A 21,511-nucleotide genomic window follows, 5' to 3' on the forward strand; every position below is an offset into this window, starting at 1 on the left:
ACCATGTCGAGCGTCGACGCCGTTGCCGCAGCAAGGCCAGTCGATCACATCGAACCGCGGCGCGTCATCGCCTTCCTGGCGATGGTGTTCGGCATGTTCATGGCGATCCTCGATATCCAGATCGTGTCGGCGTCGCTGGCCGAGATCCAGGCCGGCCTTTCAGCCAGTTCCGATGAGATTCCGTGGGTTCAGACCTCTTACCTGATCGCCGAAGTGATCATGATCCCGCTGTCGGGGTTCCTGAGCCGCATGCTGTCGACACGCGTGCTGTTCACGATCTCCGCGGCCGGCTTCACCGCGGCGAGCGCATTGGCGGCCACTGCCACCAACATCGACCAGATGATCGTCTACCGCGCGATCCAGGGCTTCATCGGCGGCGGCATGATCCCTTCGGTCTTCGCAGCCGCGTTCACCATCTTCCCGCCGTCGCGGCGTGCCATCGTCTCGCCGATGATCGGTCTGGTCGCCACGCTGGCGCCGACCATCGGCCCGACGGTCGGGGGCTATATCAGCCACGCCATGTCCTGGCACTGGCTGTTCCTGATCAATGTCGTGCCTGGCATCATGGTGGCGACGGCGGCGTGGACGCTGATCGATTTCGACAAGCCGGACATGAGCCTCTTGAAGAAGTTCGACTGGTGGGGCCTCGCCGGCATGGCGGCTTTCCTCGGCTCGCTGGAATATGTGCTGGAGGAAGGTCCGAACCATGACTGGCTGCAGGAGCAGTCGGTGTTCATCTTCGCCATCGTCATGACGGTCGGCGCGATCGTCTTCTTCTGGCGCGTGTTCACCGCCGAAGAGCCCATCGTCGACCTGCGCGCCTTCAGCAACATCAACTTCGCCTTCGGTTCGCTGTTCTCCTTCGTCATGGGTATCGGCCTCTACGGGCTCACCTATCTCTATCCGATCTATCTCGGCCGCATCCGGGGTTATGATTCCATGATGATCGGCGAGGCGCTGTTCGTGTCCGGTCTCGCCATGTTCCTGACGGCGCCGATCTCCGGCATCCTGTCGAACAAGCTCGACCCGCGCCTGATGATCGCGACCGGCTTTGTCGGCTTCGCCGCCGGCACCTGGCAGATGACCCATCTCACCGCCGACTGGGACTTCTGGGAACTGTTCGTTCCGCAGATCCTGCGCGGCGCCTCGATGATGTTGTGCATGGTGGCGATCAACAACATTGCGCTCGGCACGCTGCCGCCCTCGCGGCTGAAGAATGCCTCGGGCCTGTTCAACCTGACCCGCAACCTCGGCGGCGCGGTGGGGCTGGCATTGATCAACACCATCCTCATCGACCGCAACGCCTTCCACTATGCCCGCCTGTCGGAGCATGTGCAGTGGGGCAGCGAAGCCGCGCAGGACAAGCTGCGCAACATGACGCAGAACTTCCAGTCCCAGGGTGGACTCGATGCCGGCAGCGCGGCCCTTTTCAAGCTCTCGGCCATCGTGCATCAGCAGGCGGCACTGCTGTCCTTCATGGACGTGTTCTATCTGCTGACGATGCTGTTCCTCTCGCTGGCAGCCTTCGTGATGGTCATCAAGCGGCCCCCGACCGCGGCCGGTGGTGGAGGCGGCGGCGGCCACTGAAGCCTTTCCGTTTGCTCACGGAGACGCTTTCCGGACGGAAAACCGTCGCACACATTTCCTGGGATTGCCCCCCGCCTGGAAACGGTCAGGCAGCCGCGGCCTGGAAGTTCAGGGCAACGCCGTTGATGCAATGGCGTTTGCCGGTGGGTGGTGGGCCATCGTCGAAGATATGGCCAAGATGACCGCCGCAGCGACGGCAATGGCATTCCACCCGGACCATGCCGAGTGTCCTGTCTTCATGCGTGCCGATGGCATTCGGCAAGGCCTGCCAGAAGCTCGGCCAACCGGTGCCTGAATCGAATTTCGTCTCGGACGCATAAAGCGGCAGGTCGCAGCCGGCGCAGGCAAAGACACCCTTGCGGTGCTCGTTGAGCAGCGGGCTGGTGCCCGGATACTCCGTATCCTCCTGGCGCAGCACGGCATATTGCTCGGGCGTCAGTTTGGTTTTCCATTCAGCATCGGTCTTCTGGACTTCGAAGGTTTCGGCCCGCGCCGGTTGCGTGCCGCCGAGGCGCGAGAAAGCCCAGGCGCCAACTCCGGCCGTCACAACGGCTACGGTGCCAAGAAGAAGGTCACGCCGATCCATAAGTCGTATCCTTTTTACTATCCTGCCTGCTCCAGCGTCCGTCGTGAAATCACGTTGTCTTGTGGTTCGGTCGGGGCTGAAATGAGAGCGGCCGCACGCCAGTCTGGGAGGACCAACGTGCGGCCGCCATGCCTTCTTCCGCTTTTCGCTGGAAACCGGCCTGCCGTTACATCTTGGGAAGCAGGACCTTGTCGATGACGTGGATGACGCCGTTCGACTGTTCGACATCGGCGATGGTGACATGGGCGACATTGCCGCTTTCGTCCGTCACGGTGACCTTGCCGCCCTTTTCCTTCAGCGTCAGCTCGCAGCCGCCGGCGGTCTTGACCTTGTGCGCGCCGCCATCAGCCTTGACCATCTTGGCGACATCGGCCGACATCGCCTTGGCGGCAACGACATGACAGGTGAGGATCTTGGTGAGCTTGTCCTTGTTTTCCGGCTTCAGCAGGGTTTCGACCGTACCCTTGGGCAGCGCCGCAAAAGCCTCGTTGGTCGGCGCAAAGACCGTGAACGGGCCCTTGCCCTGGAGAGTTTCGACCAGGCCCGCGGCCTTGACCGCGGCAACCAGCGTGGTGTGATCCTTCGAATTGACTGCGTTCTCGACGATGTTCTTCTCGGCATACATCGGCGCGCCGCCGACCATCGGGTTCTTGGCATAGGCAATGCCGGCGAGTGCGGATATGGCCACGGTGCCTGCGAACAGCAGCTTGGTGATCTTGTGCATGTCTCAATCTCCTCTGGTTCAACCCTCTTGGGGACACGAGGAGATACGGGACGCGATCCTTGCGAGTTTCAGCCGTTCGGATTTTTTTCTGCGCTGGAGCAAGCCCAGGAAAAACGCGTAGCGGTTTTCTGCCCGAAATTCCGTGAAAACAAAGAGTTGGAGCATTCCCGCGTTTCCATAAAAGCGGAAACGCTCCGGTCGGATCAGATGTCCTTCAGGTCGCCGGCTGCAACCACGGGTCCGGTCGGCTGGCCGGTCGGCGAGCCGCCTTTGGGCTCAAGGCTGATGGCAAGAACCGCGCCCTGCGCCAGCTTCTCTTGAACAGCTGCGGGCGGACTCAGTTGTGCAGTGGCGCCAGCGGGAACAACACCGATAGAGATCGGCGCATTCGTTCCCTCGATCAGCCAGAGTTCGAAATCCTTGGCCGATGCCAGCTGACCGGAAAGGCGCGACAGCCGCACCTCGTTGCGAACCCCGTCATAGACCGCGACATAGCGCACATCACTGCCTTCGCCGGCAAGCGACGCAACCAGTTCCGCCTGCGGCGGCGCAGACGGCGCACCGAGATAAGGCACGGCGATGGCAAGCACCAGCGCGGCGAGGGCCGCAGCAGCCAGGCCGCGCCAGAAGGCAAGACTTGACCAGAGGCTGCCTCGATCCTGCTGCTCGGCACCGCTCGAAAACAACCTGCGATCGATCGCTGCTTTCACCGAGGCCGGCGCCTCCACCTCGACATAGCCGGCAGCAAGCGGTGAAAGCCGCCCCTCCCAGGCATGGACCAGTCGTGCGAAGGCAGGATCCTGTTCGATTCGCTGTGCGATCGCCTGCCGTTCGTCCGCCGAAAGCACGCCGAGCACATACTCCGCGGCAAGCGCGTCGTCGTCGCGTTCCGGTCCGGTATGGTCGCTTTCGCTCATCGCTCCAGGCATTCCCGCAATCTGATCAGGCTGCGTCGCAGCCAGGTCCGCATCGTGTTGAGCGGAACGCCGTGGCGCTCCGCGAGTTCGGCATAACTCTCTCCCTTGAGATAGGCACCCCGCACGGCATCCGCCCTATCCTGTTCAAGCTCTTCCAGGCAGCGATGGATACGGTCGGCTTCGCCGCCCGCCATCGCCATTGCCTCGGGACCCGGCGCCGGATCGGCCACCTCAAGCGCGGCGTCGATATCGACAGCCGGCCTGCGCCGCGCCCTGATGCGGTCGATGGCATGGTTGCGGGCCACCGCGATCAGCCACGACATCGCGCTCAGCTCCGAGACGGCGAAACGGTCGGCTTTCGTCCAGACCTTGACGAACACCTCCTGCAACGCCTCCTCGGCCTCCGCGCGATCGCTCAAGACACGCAGGCAGACGCCGAAAAGTTTCGCGCTCGTCTGCCGGTAGAGCAGATCGAACGCTGCCCGGTCCTTCAACGAGGTCCGGACGATCAGTCTGGCGATGTCCTGTGGCGTCATCGGCGCCAGACTATGATGGCCGCCGCGCCTTGCCTAGAGCGTTTCCGTTTTTCACGGAAACGCTCTAGGTTTTTGTTTTCGTTGCATTTTTGTAACGCCAAGTGATTCCACTTGGCTACAAATTGCTCCAGTGGAGCAGATCCGGTTCCGGTTCGACGCCAATTGCAAAGGCTACGCCGGCCCGATAGCCTTTTTCCACCGGCTTGGGAGGGCTGCATGTCTGTCGAGCGGACGCTGTGGGAGAACGACGCAATTGGCCTGGCGGCCCTGATCCGCAACGGCGAGCTGTCGCCGCTCGAACTGGCCGATGCCGCCATAGCGCGCGCCGAGGCGACGCGCGGTGACATCAACGCCATAGTGGAACCGCTCTACGATGCCGCCAGAAAACGGGCGAAAACGATCGACCGCACCCTGCCACTGGCTGGTGTGCCTTTCGCCATCAAGGACCTCGGCATCGCCATCGAGGGCATCGCGACGCATGGCGGCAGCCGGGTTGCGCCCTTCGTGCCTGATTTCAATTCGGTTCTGACCGAGCGTTATCTGGTAGCCGGTCTCAACCCGATCGCCACCAGCACCACGCCGGAATACGGCCTGCGGCTCATGACGGAATCCGCCGCTTTCGGTGTCACCCGCAGCCCCTGGAATACCCGCCATACCACCGGCGGCTCCTCCGGAGGTGCGTCGGCGCTGGTCTCGGCGGGCGTCGTGCCGGTGGCACATGCGTCCGACGGTGGCGGCTCGATCCGTGTGCCATCCGCCTGCACAGGTCTGGTCGGCCTCAAGACTTCGCGCGGTCGCGTGCCACTGTCCCCGCTGGCGTCGGAGAGCTGGTACGGCTTCGTCGTCGACCATGCCGTCACCCGGTCTGTCCGCGACAGCGCGCTGCTTCTCGATCTTACTCACGGTGCCGACCCGCTCGCACCCTATGCGGCGCGACCACCGCACGGCACCTTCGCCGCGGCCGCAGCTCGCCAGCCCGGAAACCTCCGTCTCGCCGTGTATCGCAAATCGCCGCTCGGGCTACCTGTCTCGACCGAAACGATGCAGGCGCTCGACAAGGCGGTGGCGATCGCGCGCGAAGGCGGCCACACGGTGGAGGAGATCGACCTGCCGATGATCGACCGTGCGTTCATGACCGCCTTTGCCATGTGTGTCGCTTCGGCCGTTGCCGGATCGCTGCGCATGGAAGAAACCCGCAACGGCAGATCGGTCGCGGGTGATGTCGAACGTGCGACACGTCTGCTCGGGCGCTTCGGTGAACTGATGTCCGGCGGAGAAACCTACACCTTGCTGGAGCGGCTCCACGCCGCCTGCCGCCAGCTGATCGCCACAACCGCCCAATATGACGCCGTGCTGATGCCGATCATCGCGCATCCTCCGCTCGCCTGCGGCGCGATGCGCCCGAAGGGCGTCGATGAATTCATCGAAACCGTCCTGGACAGGCTGCATCTGACACGGCTGCTCAGGATTCCGGGCTTCTTCTCGCAACTGCTCGACAAGAGCCTGTGGTTCACGCACTGGCCGGCGATCCAGAACGTCAGCGGCCAGCCTTCCATCGCGTTGCCGGTGCATGTCACCGATGCCGGCCTACCGCTTGGCATCCAGGCTGCGGGCCGTCCCGGCGACGAAGAGACGCTGCTGTCGCTGGCAGCACAGATGGAAGCGATTTCCGGCTGGCTGAAGCGGCGCGCGCCATTGCACGTGCCGCAATAGGGAGTTCAGGCCTCGCGTCGGAACGTGCCGAAGTGGAAATGCTGCGTTGCGCCCCACGGGGTGACGTGGTCGTAACGCCGGCTGTCGATGAGCCTGAAGCCAGTACCAAGTGCAGCGCCGAGAGATCCTGCGTCGTAGCGCTGTACCACCAGTCCGCTGCATTTTTCCGGACCTTCCGGTGCAAAGGTCCCGATGATGGCATGACCACCGACAGGCAGTGCTGAACGCAGACGCTCGACATAGGCGATCCGGCTGTTCTCCTCGACCAGGAAGTGGAACGCGGCACGATCGTGCCAGATGTCGTAGGAACGCTCCGGGCGCCATTGCGTGACGTCCGCGACAATCCAATCGACCTTGCCCGCCGCAGCGCCGAGACGCGTCCGTGCCGCTTCAAGCGCGGCTTGTGAGATATCGAGCACGGAAAGATCGCCGTGGCCGAGAGCCAGAAGCGTGTCCGTAAGGATCGAGGCGCCGCCGCCGATATCGATGATGCCGGTGTCCGGTCCGGCACCCGCCAGCTGCAGCAGATCGAGCGAAGGCGCAGGTGTCTCCTGATACCAGCTCACCGCCGTCGTCGCCTTGCTGGCATAGACGTCCTGCCAGTGGGTTTTCGAATCGAACCCCGTCATCGTGACACCTCCTTGACGGTTTCACCGCTGTTCACGAACAGATGACGCCGACAGCAGGCCAAAACAAGACGGCCCGCCTGCTATCGATTGCCCCTCTCGTCATTTCCCGCTAAGACCTCGCCGTTTCTTTCCAGCCAGCCGGGAAATTCGCCATGACGGAAGCCGCCGCCAACGCCGAGATGCAGGCCGCGCTGCTCTCGAGGGCGCTGCCCTATATGCAGCGTTACGAGCACAAGACGGTCGTGGTGAAGTATGGCGGCCACGCCATGGGCAACATCGAACTCGGCAAGGCTTTTGCCCGCGACATCGCGCTCCTGAAGCAGTCCGGCGTCAACCCCATCGTCGTGCACGGCGGCGGTCCGCAGATCGCGGCCATGCTGACCAAGATGGGCATCGAGTCACGTTTCGAAGGCGGCCTGCGCGTCACCGACGAAAAGACCGTCGAAATCGTCGAAATGGTGCTGGCCGGCTCGATCAACAAGGAGATCGTCGCGCTCATCAACGCCGAAGGCGAGTGGGCGATCGGCCTGTGCGGCAAGGACGGTAACATGGTCTTCGCACGCAAGGCCCACAAGACGATCAAGGACCCTGATTCCAACATCGAGCGCGTGCTCGATCTCGGTTTCGTCGGTGAACCGGTCGAAGTCGACCGTACCCTGCTCGACCTGCTCGCACGGTCGGAAATGATCCCGGTCCTGGCTCCGGTGGCGCCCGGCCGCGACGGCCACACCTACAACATCAACGCCGACACGTTCGCCGGTGCCATTGCCGGCGCGGTCAAGGCCAAACGCCTTCTGTTCCTGACCGATGTTCCCGGCGTGCTCGACAAGAACAAGAAACTCATCGACGAATTGACCGTGGCGGAAGCCAAGGCACTGATTGCCGACGGCACGGTTTCCGGCGGCATGATCCCCAAGGTGGAGACCTGCATCGAGGCGATCGAACGCGGTGTCGAAGGCGTCGTCATCCTCAATGGCAAGACGCCGCATTCGGTACTGCTGGAGCTCTTCACGGAACACGGCGCCGGCACGCTGATCGTACCGTAAGGCTGCAGTTCCGGCAAAACCGCTGCTCGCGTTAGTCCGGCTGTTCGCCTGCCTTCAGCTTCCGCAGTTCGTTGTGCTGGAGATCCGCGGCCGCGGTCATGAATTCCAGGATCGTGCCGAGTTCGGCGTCGCTGAAGGTGCGCAGCATCTTTTCACCCTCGCGGGCGATGCCGCCATAATAGCGTGCCGACAGCTCCCGCGTTTTTTCAGTGGCTTCGACCACCACCTTGCGCCTGTCCTCGGTGCTGCGCGTACGAGTCAGAAAGCCGCGCGCCTCCAGTCTGTCGATCAGCGCCGTGACCGCCGCCGGCGTCAGGCCTGAGACACGCGCTATGGCGCCTGCGGACTGCGGCCCGTGATAGAGCAGGCTGAGACAGCGGCCTTCAGCGCTGTTGATGCTCATTTTTTCGCGCACCGCTTCGTCGAAACTCTGCGTCTCGTCCTGCCAGCGCATGATGGCGCTCAGCAGCGCGCCAAGCAGTTCGTCGCGATTCGCGGTTGACGAAGTTATTTCGATCATCTAACTATCAATCTATCGAACATTTCGACTGACTTATCATTAGATGAAAGTCGGGATGCCGACAAGTCGAACCCTTAAAGAAGGAGAGGCCCGATGGCCCAGTCACAGATGTCGCGAGAAGAAGAGATGCGTTTCGCCGAACGTTCCATGGAATGGTACGGCTGGGGATCGCCGATCGGCATGGGCATCATGATCGTTGCACTGGCGATGGCGGCGGTGCTGCTGCGCATCGCCATCTACGGTCTCTGAGCCCCGATCCTGTCAGGCGGCGCGGGAGACCGCGTTGCCGACGATCACCAGGTTGCGGCCGCGGCGCTTGGCTTCGTAGAGCCGCAGGTCCGCGCTGCGCATCAAGTCTGGCAATGTCATGGTTTCCTGGAAGAGCGCCCCGCCGATCGACACCGTCAACCGGACAGTGCACTCCAGCGGCCGGAACAGGATCAGCTCGACTTCCGTGCGGATGCGTTCGGCGATGCGGGCGGCCTCCCGTTCGTCGGCACCATGCAGGAAGGCGGCGAATTCCTCGCCGCCGATACGGCCGAGTACGTCGCCAGAGCGCATCGCACGCTTGATGGCGCCGGCGATCAGCAGCAGGGCCTCGTCTCCGGTGAGGTGGCCGTAGCTGTCATTGATCGCCTTGAAATGATCGGCGTCGATGATGAGCAGTGCGCCGCCGGTCCTTTCCTTGGCGTTCTCCATCGCCGTGAAAAAACTCTCGCGGTTGAGCATGCCGGTCATGTCGTCGCGACTGGCCTTATGGGACAGGCGCCTGTGGGCGACGGCGAGCTGGGCATGGGTGCGGGCAAGTTCGCGATGCGCTGCCTTCAGCCTGTCGCCTTGCGCAAACATGTAGGCGCTTGTCGGACCTGCGATGAGCAACGGGCAGACCGTGCCGATGATCCATGAGTCAAGACCGATCAGGTCGTTGGCCAGAAAGCCGATGGCGAGAATGACCCCAAGCGAGACGAGAACCGCAACCCCAGCAACAGCTGCGGAACGCATGACTATGCTGGTCATAACTGCCCTCCCTCCCGGCTGGCGGCCTTATGAAGGCTAGACTTGAAGGTCTTCTTTAAGCGCTGGCTAAAATTTGAACGATCGCGCCAATTTGGCCCCAATCGGCGCCGAAAAACGATCGACAAAGCTGCTTCCGCTTCGCTGGTTTCATGCGATAACTGCGCCATGACCGAATCCCCTGATCCCGCGCGCTTTACCCATGTCACCGACTGGGTGTTCGACCTCGACAACACGCTCTATCCGCATCACTCCAACCTATTCTCGCAGATCGACGCCAAGATGACGGCCTATGTGTCGGAGCTTCTCACGCTGTCGCGCGAGGACGCGCGCAAGCTGCAGAAGGAACTCTACCTGGAATATGGCACCACGCTGAACGGCCTGATGGAACGCCACCAGATCGATCCGGACGATTTCCTGGAGAAGGTGCACGACATCGACTATTCTTGGCTGGTGCCGGACCCGGTGCTGGGAACGGCGATCCGTCAGTTGCCGGGGCGCAAATTCATCTTCACCAATGGCGATCGTGGCCATGCCGAGCGCGCGGCGCGTCAGCTTGGTATCCTCGACCATTTCGATGATATTTTCGACATTGTCGCAGCAGGGCTGACGCCGAAGCCGGCGCGCCAGACCTACGAGAAATTCGCAAACCTGCATGCTGTCAGTGGCCCGAATTCGGTGATGTTCGAAGATCTGGCCCGTAATCTGGCCGTGCCGAAAGCGCTCGGCATGACGACGGTGCTGGTGGTGCCGCGCAACTTCGAACCGACCTTTTCGGAAATCTGGGAGCGTGACCCCGACAACGCCGACGACGTCGATTATGTCACCGACGACCTTGCCGGCTTCCTCTCAACGATCATCGAAACGCAAATTTGAGGCAATTTACCTCCGTCGAAGCACTCATCGATGCCGCCGCCCACCGCGTACTGGACCGGCTGCCGGCGCGCGGCGTTTCGGGTGCCGCGATCGAGTTCCTCGTCTTTGGTCTGAAACAGGGCTGGGCCTGCCTGTTCGGCGGAGCAATGCTTGCCCTTATCATGGCCACCAAATTCTGGTGGCCGGATCATGCCTGGCTTGCCCGCTATGATTTTCTGTTCCTGGCGGCGCTGGCGATCCAGCTCGCCATGCTCGGCTTCAAGCTGGAAACCTGGTCCGAAGCCAGGGTCATCCTGGTTTTCCACGTCGTCGGCACGATCATGGAGATCTTCAAGACCTCGGCCGGATCGTGGATCTATCCCGAGGAAGCCTTCTTCCGCATCGGCGGCGTGCCGTTGTTCTCCGGCTTCATGTACGCCGCCGTCGGTTCCTACCTGGCACGCGTCAGCCGCATCTTCGACATGCGCTATACGCGCTATCCGCCGTTATGGGCAACCGCGCTGCTTGCCGCGGCGATCTATGTCAATTTCTTCGCGCATCATTTCACGGTCGACATCCGCTACGGCCTGTTCGCGGCGACGGCCGTCCTCTTCTTCAGGACGACGGTGCACTACCGCGTCTTCCGCTTCCGCCACCGCATGCCGCTGCTGCTCGGCTTCCTGCTGGTCTCGCTGTTCATCTGGTTCGCCGAGAACATCGGCACATGGTCACGCGCCTGGATCTATCCGAACCAGAACGAGGATTGGGCGCCGGTCTCCATCCAGAAACTCGGCGCCTGGTATCTTCTGATGATCATCTCGTTCGTTCTGGTCACATTCGTGCACCGGCCGCGAACGATGGACGAGATCGAACCGAAACCCTCGCCTCAGAGTGTGTAGAAGCGGCGGATAATGTCCCAGGCCTCGTCGGCGGTATCGACGAAATCGATGATGTCCTGGTCGCCCGGCGTGATGGTGCCCTGCTCGGCCAGATAGTCCAGATCGATGGCACGCTGCCAGAACTCCTTGCCGAACAGGATCACCGGCACGCGCTCCATGCGCCCGGTCTGAATCAGTGTCAGCGTCTCGAAGAACTCGTCCATGGTGCCGAAACCGCCAGGGAAAACCGCCACGGCCTTTGCCCGCATGACGAAATGCATCTTGCGGATGGCGAAGTAGTGGAAGTTGAAGCACAGTTCCGGTGTTACGTAGGGGTTGGGCGCCTGTTCATGCGGCAAGACGATGTTGAGGCCGATCGACGGCGCCCCGACATCGTCGGCGCCACGGTTGCCGGCCTCCATCACGCCTGGCCCGCCACCGGTGACGACGACGAACTCGCGATAATAGGACGTAGCCGAATGCTGCGAGCACAGACGGGCGAACTTGCGTGCCTCGTCATAGTAGCGGCTGTTCTTTTCGAGGTTTCGCTTCTGCGTCTCGTTCTTGGCGGCCCAGGCCTCGCCACCGGGCTCCGGAATTCGGGCGCCGCCGAACAGGATGACGGTGGAGCGGATGCCGCGCTCCGCCAGGATCATCTCCGGCTTCAACAGTTCGAGCTGCAGCCGCACCGGCCTCAGCTCGCGCCGCGTCATGAATTCTTCGTCGTTCCAGGCGAGACGATAGGTCGAAGCGCGTGTCTGCGGCGTGTCGGGTACGCTGCGGGCACGTTCCAGGTCTTCGTCCGAGTGAGGCAGGGGCGTCCAGCCCGTCTTTTCCATTGGGTTCATATCCACCCGTCCAAATCCCTTTCAAGCGTCGTTCCATGACGCAGCTGCGATTGACCCTCACATTCCCTTCAAATAGGGTCCGCGCGGCTTTCAAACAGGTTAAGAGCCTGCCTTTCACTGCGTTGTAACGGAGCATTTGATGTCGAAGCCCGATCTGGCGAGCCTTGAAAAGACCCTCGACAAGGCTTTCGAGGAGCGCGACGGCATTTCGACCGCGACTCGCGGCGAGGTGCGCGACGCCATCGAATCAGCGCTGGAACTGCTCGACAAAGGCACCGCGCGCGTTGCCGAACGCCAGGCCGATGGCCAGTGGAAGGTCAATCAGTGGCTGAAGAAGGCCGTGCTGCTCTCGTTCCGCCTGAAGCCGATGGAACTGATTTCCGGTGCTCCCGGCGGCGCCTCCTGGTGGGACAAGGTCCCCTCGAAGTTCGACGGCTGGGGTTCACTCGAATTCGAAAAGGCCGGGTTCCGCGCCGTGCCATCCGCGGTGGTACGCCGCTCGGCCTATGTCGCACCGGGTGCGGTGCTGATGCCATCCTTCGTCAATGTCGGCGCCTATGTCGACAGCGGCACGATGGTCGACACCTGGGCCTCCGTCGGCTCCTGCGCCCAGATCGGCAAGAATGTTCATCTCTCCGGCGGCGTCGGCATCGGCGGCGTCCTGGAACCAATGCAGGCCGGCCCGACCATCATCGAGGACAATTGCTTCATCGGCGCGCGTTCGGAGGTGGTCGAGGGCTGCATCGTGCGCGAAGGCGCGGTGCTCGGCATGGGCGTGTTCATCGGCAAGTCGACCAAGATCATCGACCGCGCCAGCGGCGAGGTCTTCTACGGTGAAGTGCCCGCCAACGCCGTGGTGGTGGCTGGCTCGTTGCCGGGCAAGCCATTGCCGAATGGCGAGCCCGGTCCAAGCCTCTACTGCGCCGTGATCGTCAAGCGCGTCGATGCCAAGACCCGGGAAAAGACGTCCATCAACGAACTGCTGCGTGACTGAACGGTGATCTTGTGAGCCTTCAGCAAACGCTCTGGACATTTTTCGGATTCAACGGCCGACTGAGCCGGCAAGCTTTCGCGCTTGCCGGACTGTTGCTCTACGTCATCCGCTCCTATCCGATCTATCGTCTCTACACCGCCCCCGATCAGGCCTCGATGGAACAATGGGCTTCGGTGTTCCTGGTGGTGCTCGGCGTGTTGATCCTGTCCCATCTCGCGCTTGCAGCAAAGCGGCTGCATGATTTCGACAGGACCGGCTGGTATGGCCTGTTCTTCATCATCGGCGACATCATTGTCTTTATTCTGCTCTGCCTGCCACAGGGAACACGAGGCGCAAATCGCTACGGCCGCGAGACCAACGCTCCGGCCTGACGAAACGTCGATATTCTCACCGCTATTCTTGTCGCTATAATGGAATCCTAAGAGATTCTTAGCCGATCCGTGCAAGATGGAACGGATGTTGTAGCGACATCTCAGGGGGAACGACTGTCAGACCCGACAAAAGTTCTCGGCAGCCTCTCCAGGCAAGCGGCGCGCCTCTTTGACTGGTTCTCGACCCCCTTGGAGAACGAGGCCAAGGCTGTTCGCTCCCGTTTCCTGGAAACGACCTACGATCGCAAGTTCGCCATCCTCTTTGCCAGCCTGAGCGTGCTCGTGCTCGCCGGGACGACAATCGTGCTGACGGGCGCCTGGTGGCCATGGTTATGGATCGCCGCCGAGCTTGTACTGCTGGTAGTGCGGTTCACGCTGATCCTGCGCTGCGAACTGGCGCGGCGGCATGGCGAAAACCCGCCTCTCGGTGCGCTCATGACAGCGGGGGGTGTCTGGTCAGCGGTCTTCGGCCTCGGCTGCTTCGGCTGCATCGCAAGCGAAAACCTGGTTCTTTCGGTGCTGGCCGGGCTGAACGTTGCCGGCGTTGTCGGTGTCGTCTCCTCACGCAATGCGGCGACGCCGCGTTATGCCATCCTGGTGATGCTGCTGGTCAGCTTGCCCTTCATGGTCGGCGCGCTGGTTTCACCGCAACCCGGCATGTGGGTGGTCGGCCTGCAGATGCCGTTCTATGTCGCCGGCATCATCGGTGTCCTCGTGCACAACCACGCCATCAGCGTGCGCATGATCCGGGCGGAACTCGACAACCGGGACCTGGCGGTAAGAGATGCGCTGACGGGTCTGCCCAACCGCATCCTCATGCAGGAAGAACTGCATCGGATGTGCAGCCAGTTGGCCGCACAGGCGGCCAATGGCGGCAAACCGTTCGTCGTGCTCAGCATGGATCTCGACGGCTTCAAATACATCAACGACAACCACGGCCACACAGCCGGCGACCGGCTGCTGCGTCTCGTTGGAGAAAGGCTGAGAAGGACCTTCCGTTCCACCGACATGGTGTTCCGGATCGGCGGCGACGAGTTCGTCGTGCTTTTGCCTGCAACATCGGAAATCGAAGCCGCCCACCTCGCCAAGAGGGCGATCGACACGATTTCCGAACCTTTCGACATCGACGTTGCTGCCGCGGCCTATATCGGTCTCAGCGTCGGCAGTGCGCGGGCGCCGATGGATGGCGACACTGCGGAACAGCTGCTGACCTGCTCCGACCTCGCGCTCTACGAAGCCAAGCGCGCCGGAAAGGGCCGGCATCGGGCACATCTGCCCAGCGCTTCCTGAAAACAGTGATCCCGGCAGCTAAACCTGCGCGATGGCATCGGCCGTCAATTTCGGCGACCCTTGGCCTCGCTCCTCTGCCTCCCGCACCAAGGCGGTAATGCGCTCGACCAACGGTACCCGTACTCCACTCCTTGCGGCAAGCCGCAGGATCGCGCCTTGCAACTCGTCGATTTCCGTCCTGCGACGCTGTTGCAGATCCTCCCACATCGACGAACGCGCCTGCGGATCGATCGCCAGCATGCGCCTGGCCAGGCGCAGGAAAACGAAGTTCGGCAACCGCAGGATCGTCGGCAGCAGCGCTGGCGGCGGGCCGGCAACCCGACCCGGCCTGATGCCCACTGCCTTCATCGCCGCCCGCGCCTCGTCGATCTGCGCGGCCAGAAGCAAGCGCCAGCGACGATCCGTCAGTTCGGTGGCCAAAGGCAGATCGGACAGCGCCACGAGCGCGTTGTTGAGATTGAACAGCAGCTTGCCCCACTGCACCGACCGCATGTCATCATGCGCGACCGTTGCGAAGCCTTCGACATTCAGGAGGGTTGAGATCCCCGGTGTACCGCTCTCGATCAGGACGGTTCCCGCACTGGCGCGGTGCACCCTGAAGGGGGTCTCGCCATCCTGCTGCACGACATTGAAAGGCACCATGCCGGCAAGTACCTGTCTGCCGTCCACGGTCGAGGCCAACCGGTCGGCATTGTCGACACCGTTCTGCAAGCTGACAACGATTGCGTGGGCGGGTGCGTACGCCGCGATCTGTCTGCCGATCTCTTCCGTCGCGCCGCTCTTGGTGGTGACGAGAACGATGTCCGCACCTTTGAGCGCCGCTTCAGCACCCGTCTCGACGACAAAAGCGGCCTGGCTCAGCCGCCGGTCGCGCTTTTCGAGATCGGTGACACGCAGGCCGCCGCGCAGCAGTGCCTGCTCTATTCGTGGCCGGACCAGCAGCGTCACCTTCCGTCCCGCCAGTGCCAGGCATCCTCCGGCGTAGCAGCCGATGCTGCCGGCGCCGGCGACAACAACGGACGCGTCACGCAATGTCATCGCAATCTCCGAGCAAGGCACGGCGGCTAAGTGGCCGTCAGCCTATTGTTGACCAGATCAAGAAGGCTTGCCAAGAACCGCAGGCCCTCCCACTTCAAGGGCCGTGACACGATCCCATCTTTGGAATAACGCTGCGCACATGACCCTGCCGACCGATCCCGCCCAGAATCTCGCCGCTCTTATCCGTTGCCCGTCGGTGACACCGGCAGAAGGTGGTGCCCTGTCGGCTCTGGAAGCCATGTTGAGGCCGCTCGGCTTCGCCATTGAGCGCCCGGTGTTCCAGGAAGACGGCACGCCCGACGTCGAGAACCTCTACGCGCGGCGCTCCGGCAATGGCCCACATCTGATGTTCGCCGGACATACCGATGTGGTGCCTGTCGGTGATGAAGCGGCGTGGACGCATCCGCCTTTCTCGGCAGCGATCGCCAACGGCGAGATGTATGGCCGCGGTGCGGTTGACATGAAGGGCGGCATCGCCTGCTTCATTGCTGCACTCGCCCGCCATATCGCGGCGAAAGGCGCTCCGAAGGGTTCGGTTTCGCTGCTGATCACCGGTGACGAGGAAGGCCCTTCGATCAACGGCACCGTGAAGCTCCTGGAGTGGGCCACCGCCAAGGGCGAAAAGTGGGATGCCTCGATCGTTGGCGAACCCACCAACCCGAACGTGCTCGGCGACATGATCAAGATCGGTCGCCGCGGCTCTCTGTCGGGAACGGTGACCGTCAACGGCCGCCAAGGCCACGTCGCTTATCCACATCTTGCCGACAATCCGGTGCGCGGCCTGATGACGCTCGCCGACGCGCTGCTCAATCCCGTCTTCGACAAGGGCACGAAGGATTTTCAGCCGACCAATCTGGAAGTCACGTCGATCGACGTCGGCAACCCAGCCACCAATGTCATTCCGGCCAAGGCAAGCGCCACCTTCAACATCCGTTTCAATGACACCTGGGATGCGGAAACGGTGCAGGCCGAAATCCACAACAGGCTCGACGCCGCCAGCGGTCGCAAGAAATACCGCAAAGGCCGCAAGGAGCCGATCGACTTCGAACTCGTGTGGAAGGATCGGCCGAGCCATGTCTTCCTGACGCGCGACGACAAGCTGATCGACACGCTCAGCGGCTCGGTTGCCGCCGTCACCGGCCGCAAGCCGCAGCTGTCTACGTCAGGTGGCACATCCGATGCCCGCTTCATCAAGGACTATTGCCCGGTGGTCGAATTCGGCCTGGTTGGCCAGACCATGCATATGGTGGACGAGCGCGTGGCACTCGACGATCTCGAAACGCTGACCGTGATCTATCAGCGTTTCATCGAGGACTGGTTCGGGTAAGCAGGCCGCGATGCTTTCAGCCGATGAAATCCAATCGTCGCTGAACGGAGCCTGGCGCATGATGCTGGGCAAGGCCGACGGGCTGCGCCTGCTCGACCTCTCGGTGGACGGATTCTGGAATTCCTTTGTTGCCATCGCCGTCGCGGCGCCCGCCATGATCGTCGGCTGGGTCGGCATCGCCAACACAGGCGAGACCGCCGCGAGCCGATTTGAATTGCTGTTGCGATTGGCTTTCGTCGACATCGGCACCTGGATCCTGCCCGTGCTGGCGCTGGCGATCATTGCGCCCCGCGTCGGACTTGGCGGACGTTTCGTGCATTATGTGGTGGCCAGCAACTGGGCTTCCGCCATCATCGCCTGGCTGATGCTGCCGGGCGCCCTCATGCGGCTGCTTTTCCCGGCCGCCGAACAGGCAAGCGGCCTTGTCTCGCTTGCACTCTTCTTTGTCTCGCTGGTGTTTAGCTGGCGCATGACCAACCAGGCGATCGCCAAAGGTGCGGCGATGGCCACCGCGGTGTTTGCCGGTATGTTCGCCACCGCGCTGGTCGCGCTGTTCGCACTGCAGTGGCTGGTGGGCGTGTCGATGTTTGTGGACTAGCCGGGCAATCCAACCCGATCCCGCGATCGCCAGCTCCCGGCCGCTGCGGCGATCAGCATGAGGCAGAGCGCCGTCGCGGACGCGAAAGCAAAACCCCATGTCGCGTAGAGCGGACCGAAGCCGGTCGTTCCTGCAAACACCGCGAGATAGGTGACGGCGCTGTTGAGGCCCATGATGGTGCCGCGACGCGAAGGATCGATCGCCGCGAGCCGCATGATCAGCACATTCAAGCCGAAGTGGTTGGTGAGCCCCCACAGGAAGGTGAGCCCCAGCACCGCAACGAAGCTGCCCCCTGCCAGTGCGAAACCGAGATAGACGGCCGCTACGGCCAGGAAAGCGAACGGCATGACACGCCGAGAGCCCAACCGGTCGACGATGCCGTCAAGAAGAGCTGCCGCGCCAAAACCGATGCCATAGACCAGCGCGACGATGCCATTGGCGCTGACCGGCTCGCCGAGGCCACTGTGCAGATGATCGCCCAGATAGCCGTAGATCCCATAGAAGGCACTCATGAACGCCGCGCAGGCGATGAGCAGCGGCTTGACGCCGACGATGCGCAGCGCAGCGAGCGGCTGCGGTGCCGGACCAGTCGCAGGCACATCGCGGTAGCGACTGACCTTCAAGGTGAGCGACGCGATGAGGGCAAGCATTGCCACGACCGCATAGACGGCGCGCCAGTGAACATAGTCGGCCACCACGGCCGACAGCGAAACGCCGGCGACCATGCTCAACGTCCAGCCGGTCAGAACCAGGCCGATGGTGCGGCTCTCGCGCCCGGGCGGCGCCACCGCGGCAGCGCTGGCGTAGATTGCCGGCAAGGCGATGCCGGAGGCGACACCAGCCATCAGTTGCGCGCCGGCCAGTGCCGGCACGGCGGGTGAGAGCGCGCTCAAGCCCAGTGCCGCCGCCAGTCCGAGCAGCGCCCACAGCAGCATGCGTCTGGCACCTAATCTGTCGACATGGCGCGCCATCAGAAGTGCGCTCGCAGCCGTGCCCAGCCCGAAGGCAGCCGATGCCGACATGACCAGCGCAACACTCGAGCCCAGTGTCCGCGCCACCTCCGGCGCGATCGGCCCAAGCACCAGCGAGTTGGATCCGATGACCGCGATGCAGAAGGTCAGCACATAGGCGACAGCCGGCAACCGGTCAGCGGGTTCAGCAAACAAGGGAGATGATTGATCCGTCTTCGTCATTGCCGCATGATGGCGGAATGACATTCCGTAACAAGGGGAATTTCCACAATGAGGCAAGAAACAGATCACGTTCAGCAAAACAGTGTTCCGGAACGGGAGCTGGACGAGATGGACAGAAAGCTATTAGGCGCCCTCTGCGAGGATGCCACCGTCAGCTATGCCGAACTCGGCGAGAAGGCCGGGCTTTCGGCACCCGCCGCGCATGAGCGCGTGAAGCGGTTGCGCCGCAGCCGCGCGATCCGCAGCACTTCGGTGCTGATCGATCCGGTGGCCGTCAACAAGCCATTGCTCGCCTTCGTCCACGTCGACACGCGCGGCTGGGGCAAGACCCCCGAGCTGATGGCGATTTCCGCCTATCCGGAAGTGGAAGAGATCCACTCGGTCGCCGGGGATGCCTGCATGTTGCTGAAGGTTCGCGCCAGGGACACGCGCGCGCTGGAGGGATTGCTGGCCAGGCTGTATGACACGCCGGGTGTCATGACCACACGCAGCTACGTGGTCTTGTCGACCTATCTGGAACGACCGGTGCAGCCCGGCTCGACCAAAGTCTGGCCAATGCCGAGCCACATGGCGCAACCGATCGAGCATCGGCGCAGCATCGATGCGACGACCAGGAGCGAGTAGGCGAAGATCAGGATTCGGGGTAGTCGACGCCGGTGAGGAACAGACCGTCGGGTGGAGCGACCTGACCGCAAGCCGCGCGGTCACGCGCTTCCAGCGCAGCCTTTAGATCGGCGGCGGTCCATGCGCCTTCGCCGACGCGCTTCAGCGAGCCGACCATGGAGCGGACCTGATTGTGCAGGAAAGAGCGCGCCGAGGTGCGGACTTCGATCGCCTCGCCCTGCCGCGTGACATCGAGCCGCTCCAGCGTGCGCAAAGGACTGTTGGCCTGGCATTGCGTGGAACGAAAGGTGGTGAAATCGTGCCGGCCGAGCAGAACCTTCGCCGCCTCGTGCATGGCTTCGGCATCGAGCCGCTTCGGCACCCACCACACCTTGCCCATGTCCAGCGCCGGAGGCGCGCGACGGTTGGCGATGCGGTAAAGATAATGCCGGCCGACGGCCGAGAAACGCGCATCGAAATCACCCGGCACGGCAGCCGCGCTTAATACGGTGACCCGTTCGCCAGCGCGCTGCATGTAGGCGTTGACGGCGTCGCGCACGGTATCGGCCGGCCACTCCTTGCTGAGATCCGCATGCGCGACCTGGGCCGTGGCGTGCACGCCGGCATCCGTGCGGCCAGCCCCCCTTATGGAGATGGCATCGCCGCAGAAACGCTCTATCGCCTGTTCGATCGCGGCCTGCACCGAATGCTGGCCCGCAGCCTGCCGCTGCCAGCCGGAATAAGGCCCGCCGTCATACTCGATGTCGAGGCGATAGCGGGGCACGTCCGGACGCTATGCCGCCAGCGCGGTGCCGAAAGCCGAAGCGTAGACCAGCTCACCGTTCTGAGGCGCCTCGCCCCAGGCCTGGGCCTGCAGCGCTTCGCCCTGATACTCGCTGGCGAAACCGGCTGCACGCTCGTGGCTGTAGCCGAAACGGCCATAGTAGGCTGGATCGCCCAGCACGATTGACAGGTTTTCGCCGGCATCCTTGAGGCGGATGTGAGCCTCGCGCACCAGCGCGCCACCGATGCCCGTGCCGTGGAAATCCGGCTCGACCGCAAGCGGCGCAAGCGCCACCGCAGGGAACTGCCTGCCACCGTTCTCGACATAGAGGCGCGAGAACAGGATATGGCCGACAACCTGGCCTTCTTCTTCAGCGACCAGTTCCAGGACGGCATCGCCTTCGGTGACAATCGCATCGACGAGACCAGCTTCGGTCTGCTGGCCGAAAGCATGTTCTTCAACGAGGCGGATCGCCTCGCGATCCCGCGGCGTCGCCGCGCGTATCGACATCATGCTCATGACAGTTTCATTCCTTCTTCCAACTTTGCGCCGCGCAGGAACTCCTGTGCGGTAACGGGCTTGCCACCCGCACGCTGCACCTCGACCAGCCTGACCGCGCCTGACCCACAGGCGACCGTCAGCCGGTCGTCGAGAATTCCTCCCGGTTCCCCCATGCCATCGACTACAGTCGAACGAAGCAACTTCAGTCGTTCGACACGGCCGCCAATCGTGGCCTCGCACCATCCGCCGGGGAAAGGCGAAATGCCGCGAACATGATTGTGGACCACATCCGCGGGGCGGGTCCAGTCGATCCGGGTCTCCGTCTTATCGATCTTCGCGGCATAGGTCACGCCCTTGGCGGCCTGTTCCACAAAGCTCAACGTGCCCGCCTCCAGCCGTGACAAGGCCTCGACCATCAGTCCGGCGCCCGCCACCATCAGTCGATCATGCAGTTCGCCGGCCGTCATATCGGGATCGATCGCCAGTTTTTCAACCAATCCGACCGGACCGGTATCCAGCCCCTGTTCCATCTTCATGACCATCATGCCGGTTTCGGCATCGCCGGCCATGATGGCACGCTGGATCGGTGCTGCACCACGCCAACGTGGCAAAAGCGAGGCGTGACCGTTGAGGCAGCCAAGGCGCGGCGCATCGAGGACGGGCTTTGGCAGCAGCAGACCATAGGCGACAACAACGGCAACATCGGCGTCCAGAGCCCGAAACGCGACCTGTTCGGCCTCATCCTTCAGCGAGACTGGCGTATGCACGGCTATGCCGAGCCGCTCAGCCTCACGCTGCACCGGCGAAGGCGTCAATTCCAGGCCGCGCCGGCCGGCGGCACGCGGTGGCTGGGTATAGACGGCAACAATGTCATGCCCGGCCCCGGCCAGCGCACGCAACGTCGCGACCGAAAAATCAGGCGTGCCCATGAAGACCACGCGAAGCGCCATGAATGTGTC

Annotated in this window: 25 protein-coding genes; 12 read left to right on the plus strand and 13 right to left on the minus strand. The window is 62.9% G+C overall.

Going from position 1 to position 21,511, the window contains the following annotated elements; all coding sequences use genetic code 11:
- Positions 1-3 precede the first annotated feature (3 nt).
- Positions 4-1,587 (plus strand): DHA2 family efflux MFS transporter permease subunit, encoded by a 1,584-nt coding sequence (locus ACFWYE_RS24185; protein ID WP_379114809.1) that lies wholly within the window; start codon positions 4-6, stop codon positions 1,585-1,587.
- A gap of 85 nt (positions 1,588-1,672) precedes the next feature.
- Here the strand turns inward: ACFWYE_RS24185 and msrB are convergent, their stop codons facing one another.
- From msrB to ACFWYE_RS24205, 4 genes are all read right to left on the minus strand, one after another.
- Positions 1,673-2,173, minus strand: coding sequence for a peptide-methionine (R)-S-oxide reductase MsrB (gene msrB / locus ACFWYE_RS24190; RefSeq protein ID WP_379064916.1), 501 nt, complete (start codon positions 2,171-2,173; stop codon positions 1,673-1,675).
- 166 nt (positions 2,174-2,339) lie between these two features.
- Entirely contained in the window at positions 2,340-2,897 is a 558-nt protein-coding gene (locus ACFWYE_RS24195; protein ID WP_129412269.1) for a fasciclin domain-containing protein, read from the minus strand.
- Between the two features lie 203 nt (positions 2,898-3,100).
- Positions 3,101-3,814, minus strand: coding sequence for an anti-sigma factor domain-containing protein (locus tag ACFWYE_RS24200; RefSeq protein ID WP_379114810.1), 714 nt, complete (start codon positions 3,812-3,814; stop codon positions 3,101-3,103).
- Complete coding sequence (locus tag ACFWYE_RS24205) at positions 3,811-4,350, minus strand: sigma-70 family RNA polymerase sigma factor (protein ID WP_379114811.1); 540 nt, start codon at positions 4,348-4,350, stop codon at positions 3,811-3,813. Before ACFWYE_RS24205 ends, ACFWYE_RS24200 begins: the two co-directional genes overlap by 4 nt.
- 216 nt (positions 4,351-4,566) lie before the next feature.
- Here ACFWYE_RS24205 and ACFWYE_RS24210 point away from each other — a divergent pair, with 216 nt between their 5' ends.
- Positions 4,567-6,063 carry an amidase gene (locus tag ACFWYE_RS24210; protein WP_379114812.1) on the plus strand — a complete coding sequence of 499 codons (1,497 nt, stop codon included), beginning with the start codon at positions 4,567-4,569 and terminating at the stop codon, positions 6,061-6,063.
- 5 nt (positions 6,064-6,068) lie between these two features.
- Here the strand turns inward: ACFWYE_RS24210 and ACFWYE_RS24215 are convergent, their stop codons facing one another.
- Positions 6,069-6,692 carry a class I SAM-dependent methyltransferase gene (locus ACFWYE_RS24215; RefSeq protein WP_379114813.1) on the minus strand — a complete coding sequence of 208 codons (624 nt, stop codon included), beginning with the start codon at positions 6,690-6,692 and terminating at the stop codon, positions 6,069-6,071.
- A 152-nt stretch (positions 6,693-6,844) separates the two neighbouring features.
- Here ACFWYE_RS24215 and argB point away from each other — a divergent pair, with 152 nt between their 5' ends.
- Entirely contained in the window at positions 6,845-7,738 is an 894-nt protein-coding gene (argB, locus tag ACFWYE_RS24220; protein WP_379064928.1) for an acetylglutamate kinase, read from the plus strand.
- 31 nt (positions 7,739-7,769) lie between these two features.
- On the opposite strand, the gene ACFWYE_RS24225 is transcribed toward argB, so the two are convergent.
- The gene (locus ACFWYE_RS24225; protein ID WP_379114814.1) at positions 7,770-8,258 is read right to left on the minus strand and encodes a MarR family winged helix-turn-helix transcriptional regulator; all 489 of its coding nucleotides are present in this window, start codon (positions 8,256-8,258) and stop codon (positions 7,770-7,772) included.
- Positions 8,259-8,351: 93 nt separating this feature from the next.
- Between ACFWYE_RS24225 and ACFWYE_RS24230 the strand changes: the two genes are divergently transcribed.
- Positions 8,352-8,507, plus strand: a complete 156-nt coding sequence (locus tag ACFWYE_RS24230) for a hypothetical protein (protein ID WP_165358117.1) — start codon at positions 8,352-8,354, stop codon at positions 8,505-8,507.
- Between the two features lie 12 nt (positions 8,508-8,519).
- Here the strand turns inward: ACFWYE_RS24230 and ACFWYE_RS24235 are convergent, their stop codons facing one another.
- Positions 8,520-9,275: a GGDEF domain-containing protein gene (locus tag ACFWYE_RS24235; RefSeq protein WP_379114815.1), complete on the minus strand. Its 756-nt coding sequence runs from the start codon at positions 9,273-9,275 to the stop codon at positions 8,520-8,522.
- Between the two features lie 165 nt (positions 9,276-9,440).
- Between ACFWYE_RS24235 and ACFWYE_RS24240 the strand changes: the two genes are divergently transcribed.
- Both ACFWYE_RS24240 and ACFWYE_RS24245 read left to right on the plus strand, forming a co-directional pair.
- Positions 9,441-10,148, plus strand: a complete 708-nt coding sequence (locus ACFWYE_RS24240) for a pyrimidine 5'-nucleotidase (protein ID WP_379114816.1) — start codon at positions 9,441-9,443, stop codon at positions 10,146-10,148.
- On the plus strand, positions 10,145-11,026 hold the full coding sequence (locus tag ACFWYE_RS24245) for a DUF817 domain-containing protein (RefSeq protein ID WP_379114817.1): 882 nt from the start codon (positions 10,145-10,147) through the stop codon (positions 11,024-11,026). Before ACFWYE_RS24240 ends, ACFWYE_RS24245 begins: the two co-directional genes overlap by 4 nt.
- Here the strand turns inward: ACFWYE_RS24245 and ACFWYE_RS24250 are convergent.
- Positions 11,014-11,853: an LOG family protein gene (locus ACFWYE_RS24250; protein ID WP_379114818.1), complete on the minus strand. Its 840-nt coding sequence runs from the start codon at positions 11,851-11,853 to the stop codon at positions 11,014-11,016. The two genes, ACFWYE_RS24245 and ACFWYE_RS24250, sit on opposite strands and share 13 nt — an antisense overlap.
- A 139-nt stretch (positions 11,854-11,992) precedes the next feature.
- Between ACFWYE_RS24250 and dapD the strand changes: the two genes are divergently transcribed.
- The 3 genes from dapD (at position 11,993) to ACFWYE_RS24265 (ending at position 14,508) form a co-directional block, all read left to right on the plus strand.
- A complete protein-coding gene (gene dapD, locus ACFWYE_RS24255) occupies positions 11,993-12,847 on the plus strand; it encodes a 2,3,4,5-tetrahydropyridine-2,6-dicarboxylate N-succinyltransferase (RefSeq protein WP_379114819.1) in 855 nt (284 codons plus the stop codon).
- Between the two features lie 11 nt (positions 12,848-12,858).
- On the plus strand, positions 12,859-13,218 hold the full coding sequence (locus ACFWYE_RS24260) for a DUF805 domain-containing protein (protein WP_165358119.1): 360 nt from the start codon (positions 12,859-12,861) through the stop codon (positions 13,216-13,218).
- A 189-nt stretch (positions 13,219-13,407) separates the two neighbouring features.
- On the plus strand, positions 13,408-14,508 hold the full coding sequence (locus tag ACFWYE_RS24265; protein WP_379114820.1) for a diguanylate cyclase domain-containing protein: 1,101 nt from the start codon (positions 13,408-13,410) through the stop codon (positions 14,506-14,508).
- A gap of 18 nt (positions 14,509-14,526) precedes the next feature.
- Here the strand turns inward: ACFWYE_RS24265 and ACFWYE_RS24270 are convergent, their stop codons facing one another.
- A complete protein-coding gene (locus ACFWYE_RS24270; RefSeq protein ID WP_379064942.1) occupies positions 14,527-15,546 on the minus strand; it encodes a 2-dehydropantoate 2-reductase in 1,020 nt (339 codons plus the stop codon).
- 139 nt (positions 15,547-15,685) lie between these two features.
- Here ACFWYE_RS24270 and dapE point away from each other — a divergent pair, with 139 nt between their 5' ends.
- Together dapE and ACFWYE_RS24280 are read left to right on the plus strand one after the other, a co-directional pair.
- Entirely contained in the window at positions 15,686-16,873 is a 1,188-nt protein-coding gene (gene dapE, locus ACFWYE_RS24275) for a succinyl-diaminopimelate desuccinylase (RefSeq protein ID WP_379064944.1), read from the plus strand.
- 10 nt (positions 16,874-16,883) lie between these two features.
- Positions 16,884-17,471: a transporter gene (locus ACFWYE_RS24280; RefSeq protein WP_379114821.1), complete on the plus strand. Its 588-nt coding sequence runs from the start codon at positions 16,884-16,886 to the stop codon at positions 17,469-17,471.
- Here ACFWYE_RS24280 and ACFWYE_RS24285 read toward each other — a convergent pair.
- Positions 17,468-18,664 (minus strand): MFS transporter, encoded by a 1,197-nt coding sequence (locus tag ACFWYE_RS24285; RefSeq protein WP_379114822.1) that lies wholly within the window; start codon positions 18,662-18,664, stop codon positions 17,468-17,470. The two genes, ACFWYE_RS24280 and ACFWYE_RS24285, sit on opposite strands and share 4 nt — an antisense overlap.
- A 48-nt stretch (positions 18,665-18,712) precedes the next feature.
- Between ACFWYE_RS24285 and ACFWYE_RS24290 the strand changes: the two genes are divergently transcribed.
- The gene (locus ACFWYE_RS24290; protein ID WP_379064948.1) at positions 18,713-19,288 is read left to right on the plus strand and encodes an Lrp/AsnC family transcriptional regulator; all 576 of its coding nucleotides are present in this window, start codon (positions 18,713-18,715) and stop codon (positions 19,286-19,288) included.
- Positions 19,289-19,295: 7 nt separating this feature from the next.
- Here ACFWYE_RS24290 and truA read toward each other — a convergent pair whose 3' ends face one another.
- From truA to fmt, 3 genes are read right to left on the minus strand one after another with little or no spacing between them, the layout of a single operon-like run.
- Positions 19,296-20,051, minus strand: coding sequence for a tRNA pseudouridine(38-40) synthase TruA (truA, locus tag ACFWYE_RS24295; protein ID WP_379114823.1), 756 nt, complete (start codon positions 20,049-20,051; stop codon positions 19,296-19,298).
- Between the two features lie 9 nt (positions 20,052-20,060).
- Positions 20,061-20,570: a GNAT family N-acetyltransferase gene (locus ACFWYE_RS24300; RefSeq protein ID WP_379114824.1), complete on the minus strand. Its 510-nt coding sequence runs from the start codon at positions 20,568-20,570 to the stop codon at positions 20,061-20,063.
- A complete protein-coding gene (fmt, locus tag ACFWYE_RS24305; RefSeq protein WP_379064952.1) occupies positions 20,567-21,502 on the minus strand; it encodes a methionyl-tRNA formyltransferase in 936 nt (311 codons plus the stop codon). Before fmt ends, ACFWYE_RS24300 begins: the two co-directional genes overlap by 4 nt.
- Positions 21,503-21,511 lie beyond the last annotated feature (9 nt).

It is taken from the genome of Mesorhizobium sp. NPDC059025 (genome assembly GCF_042739655.1).
Taxonomy (GTDB): Bacteria; Pseudomonadota; Alphaproteobacteria; order Rhizobiales; family Rhizobiaceae; genus Mesorhizobium.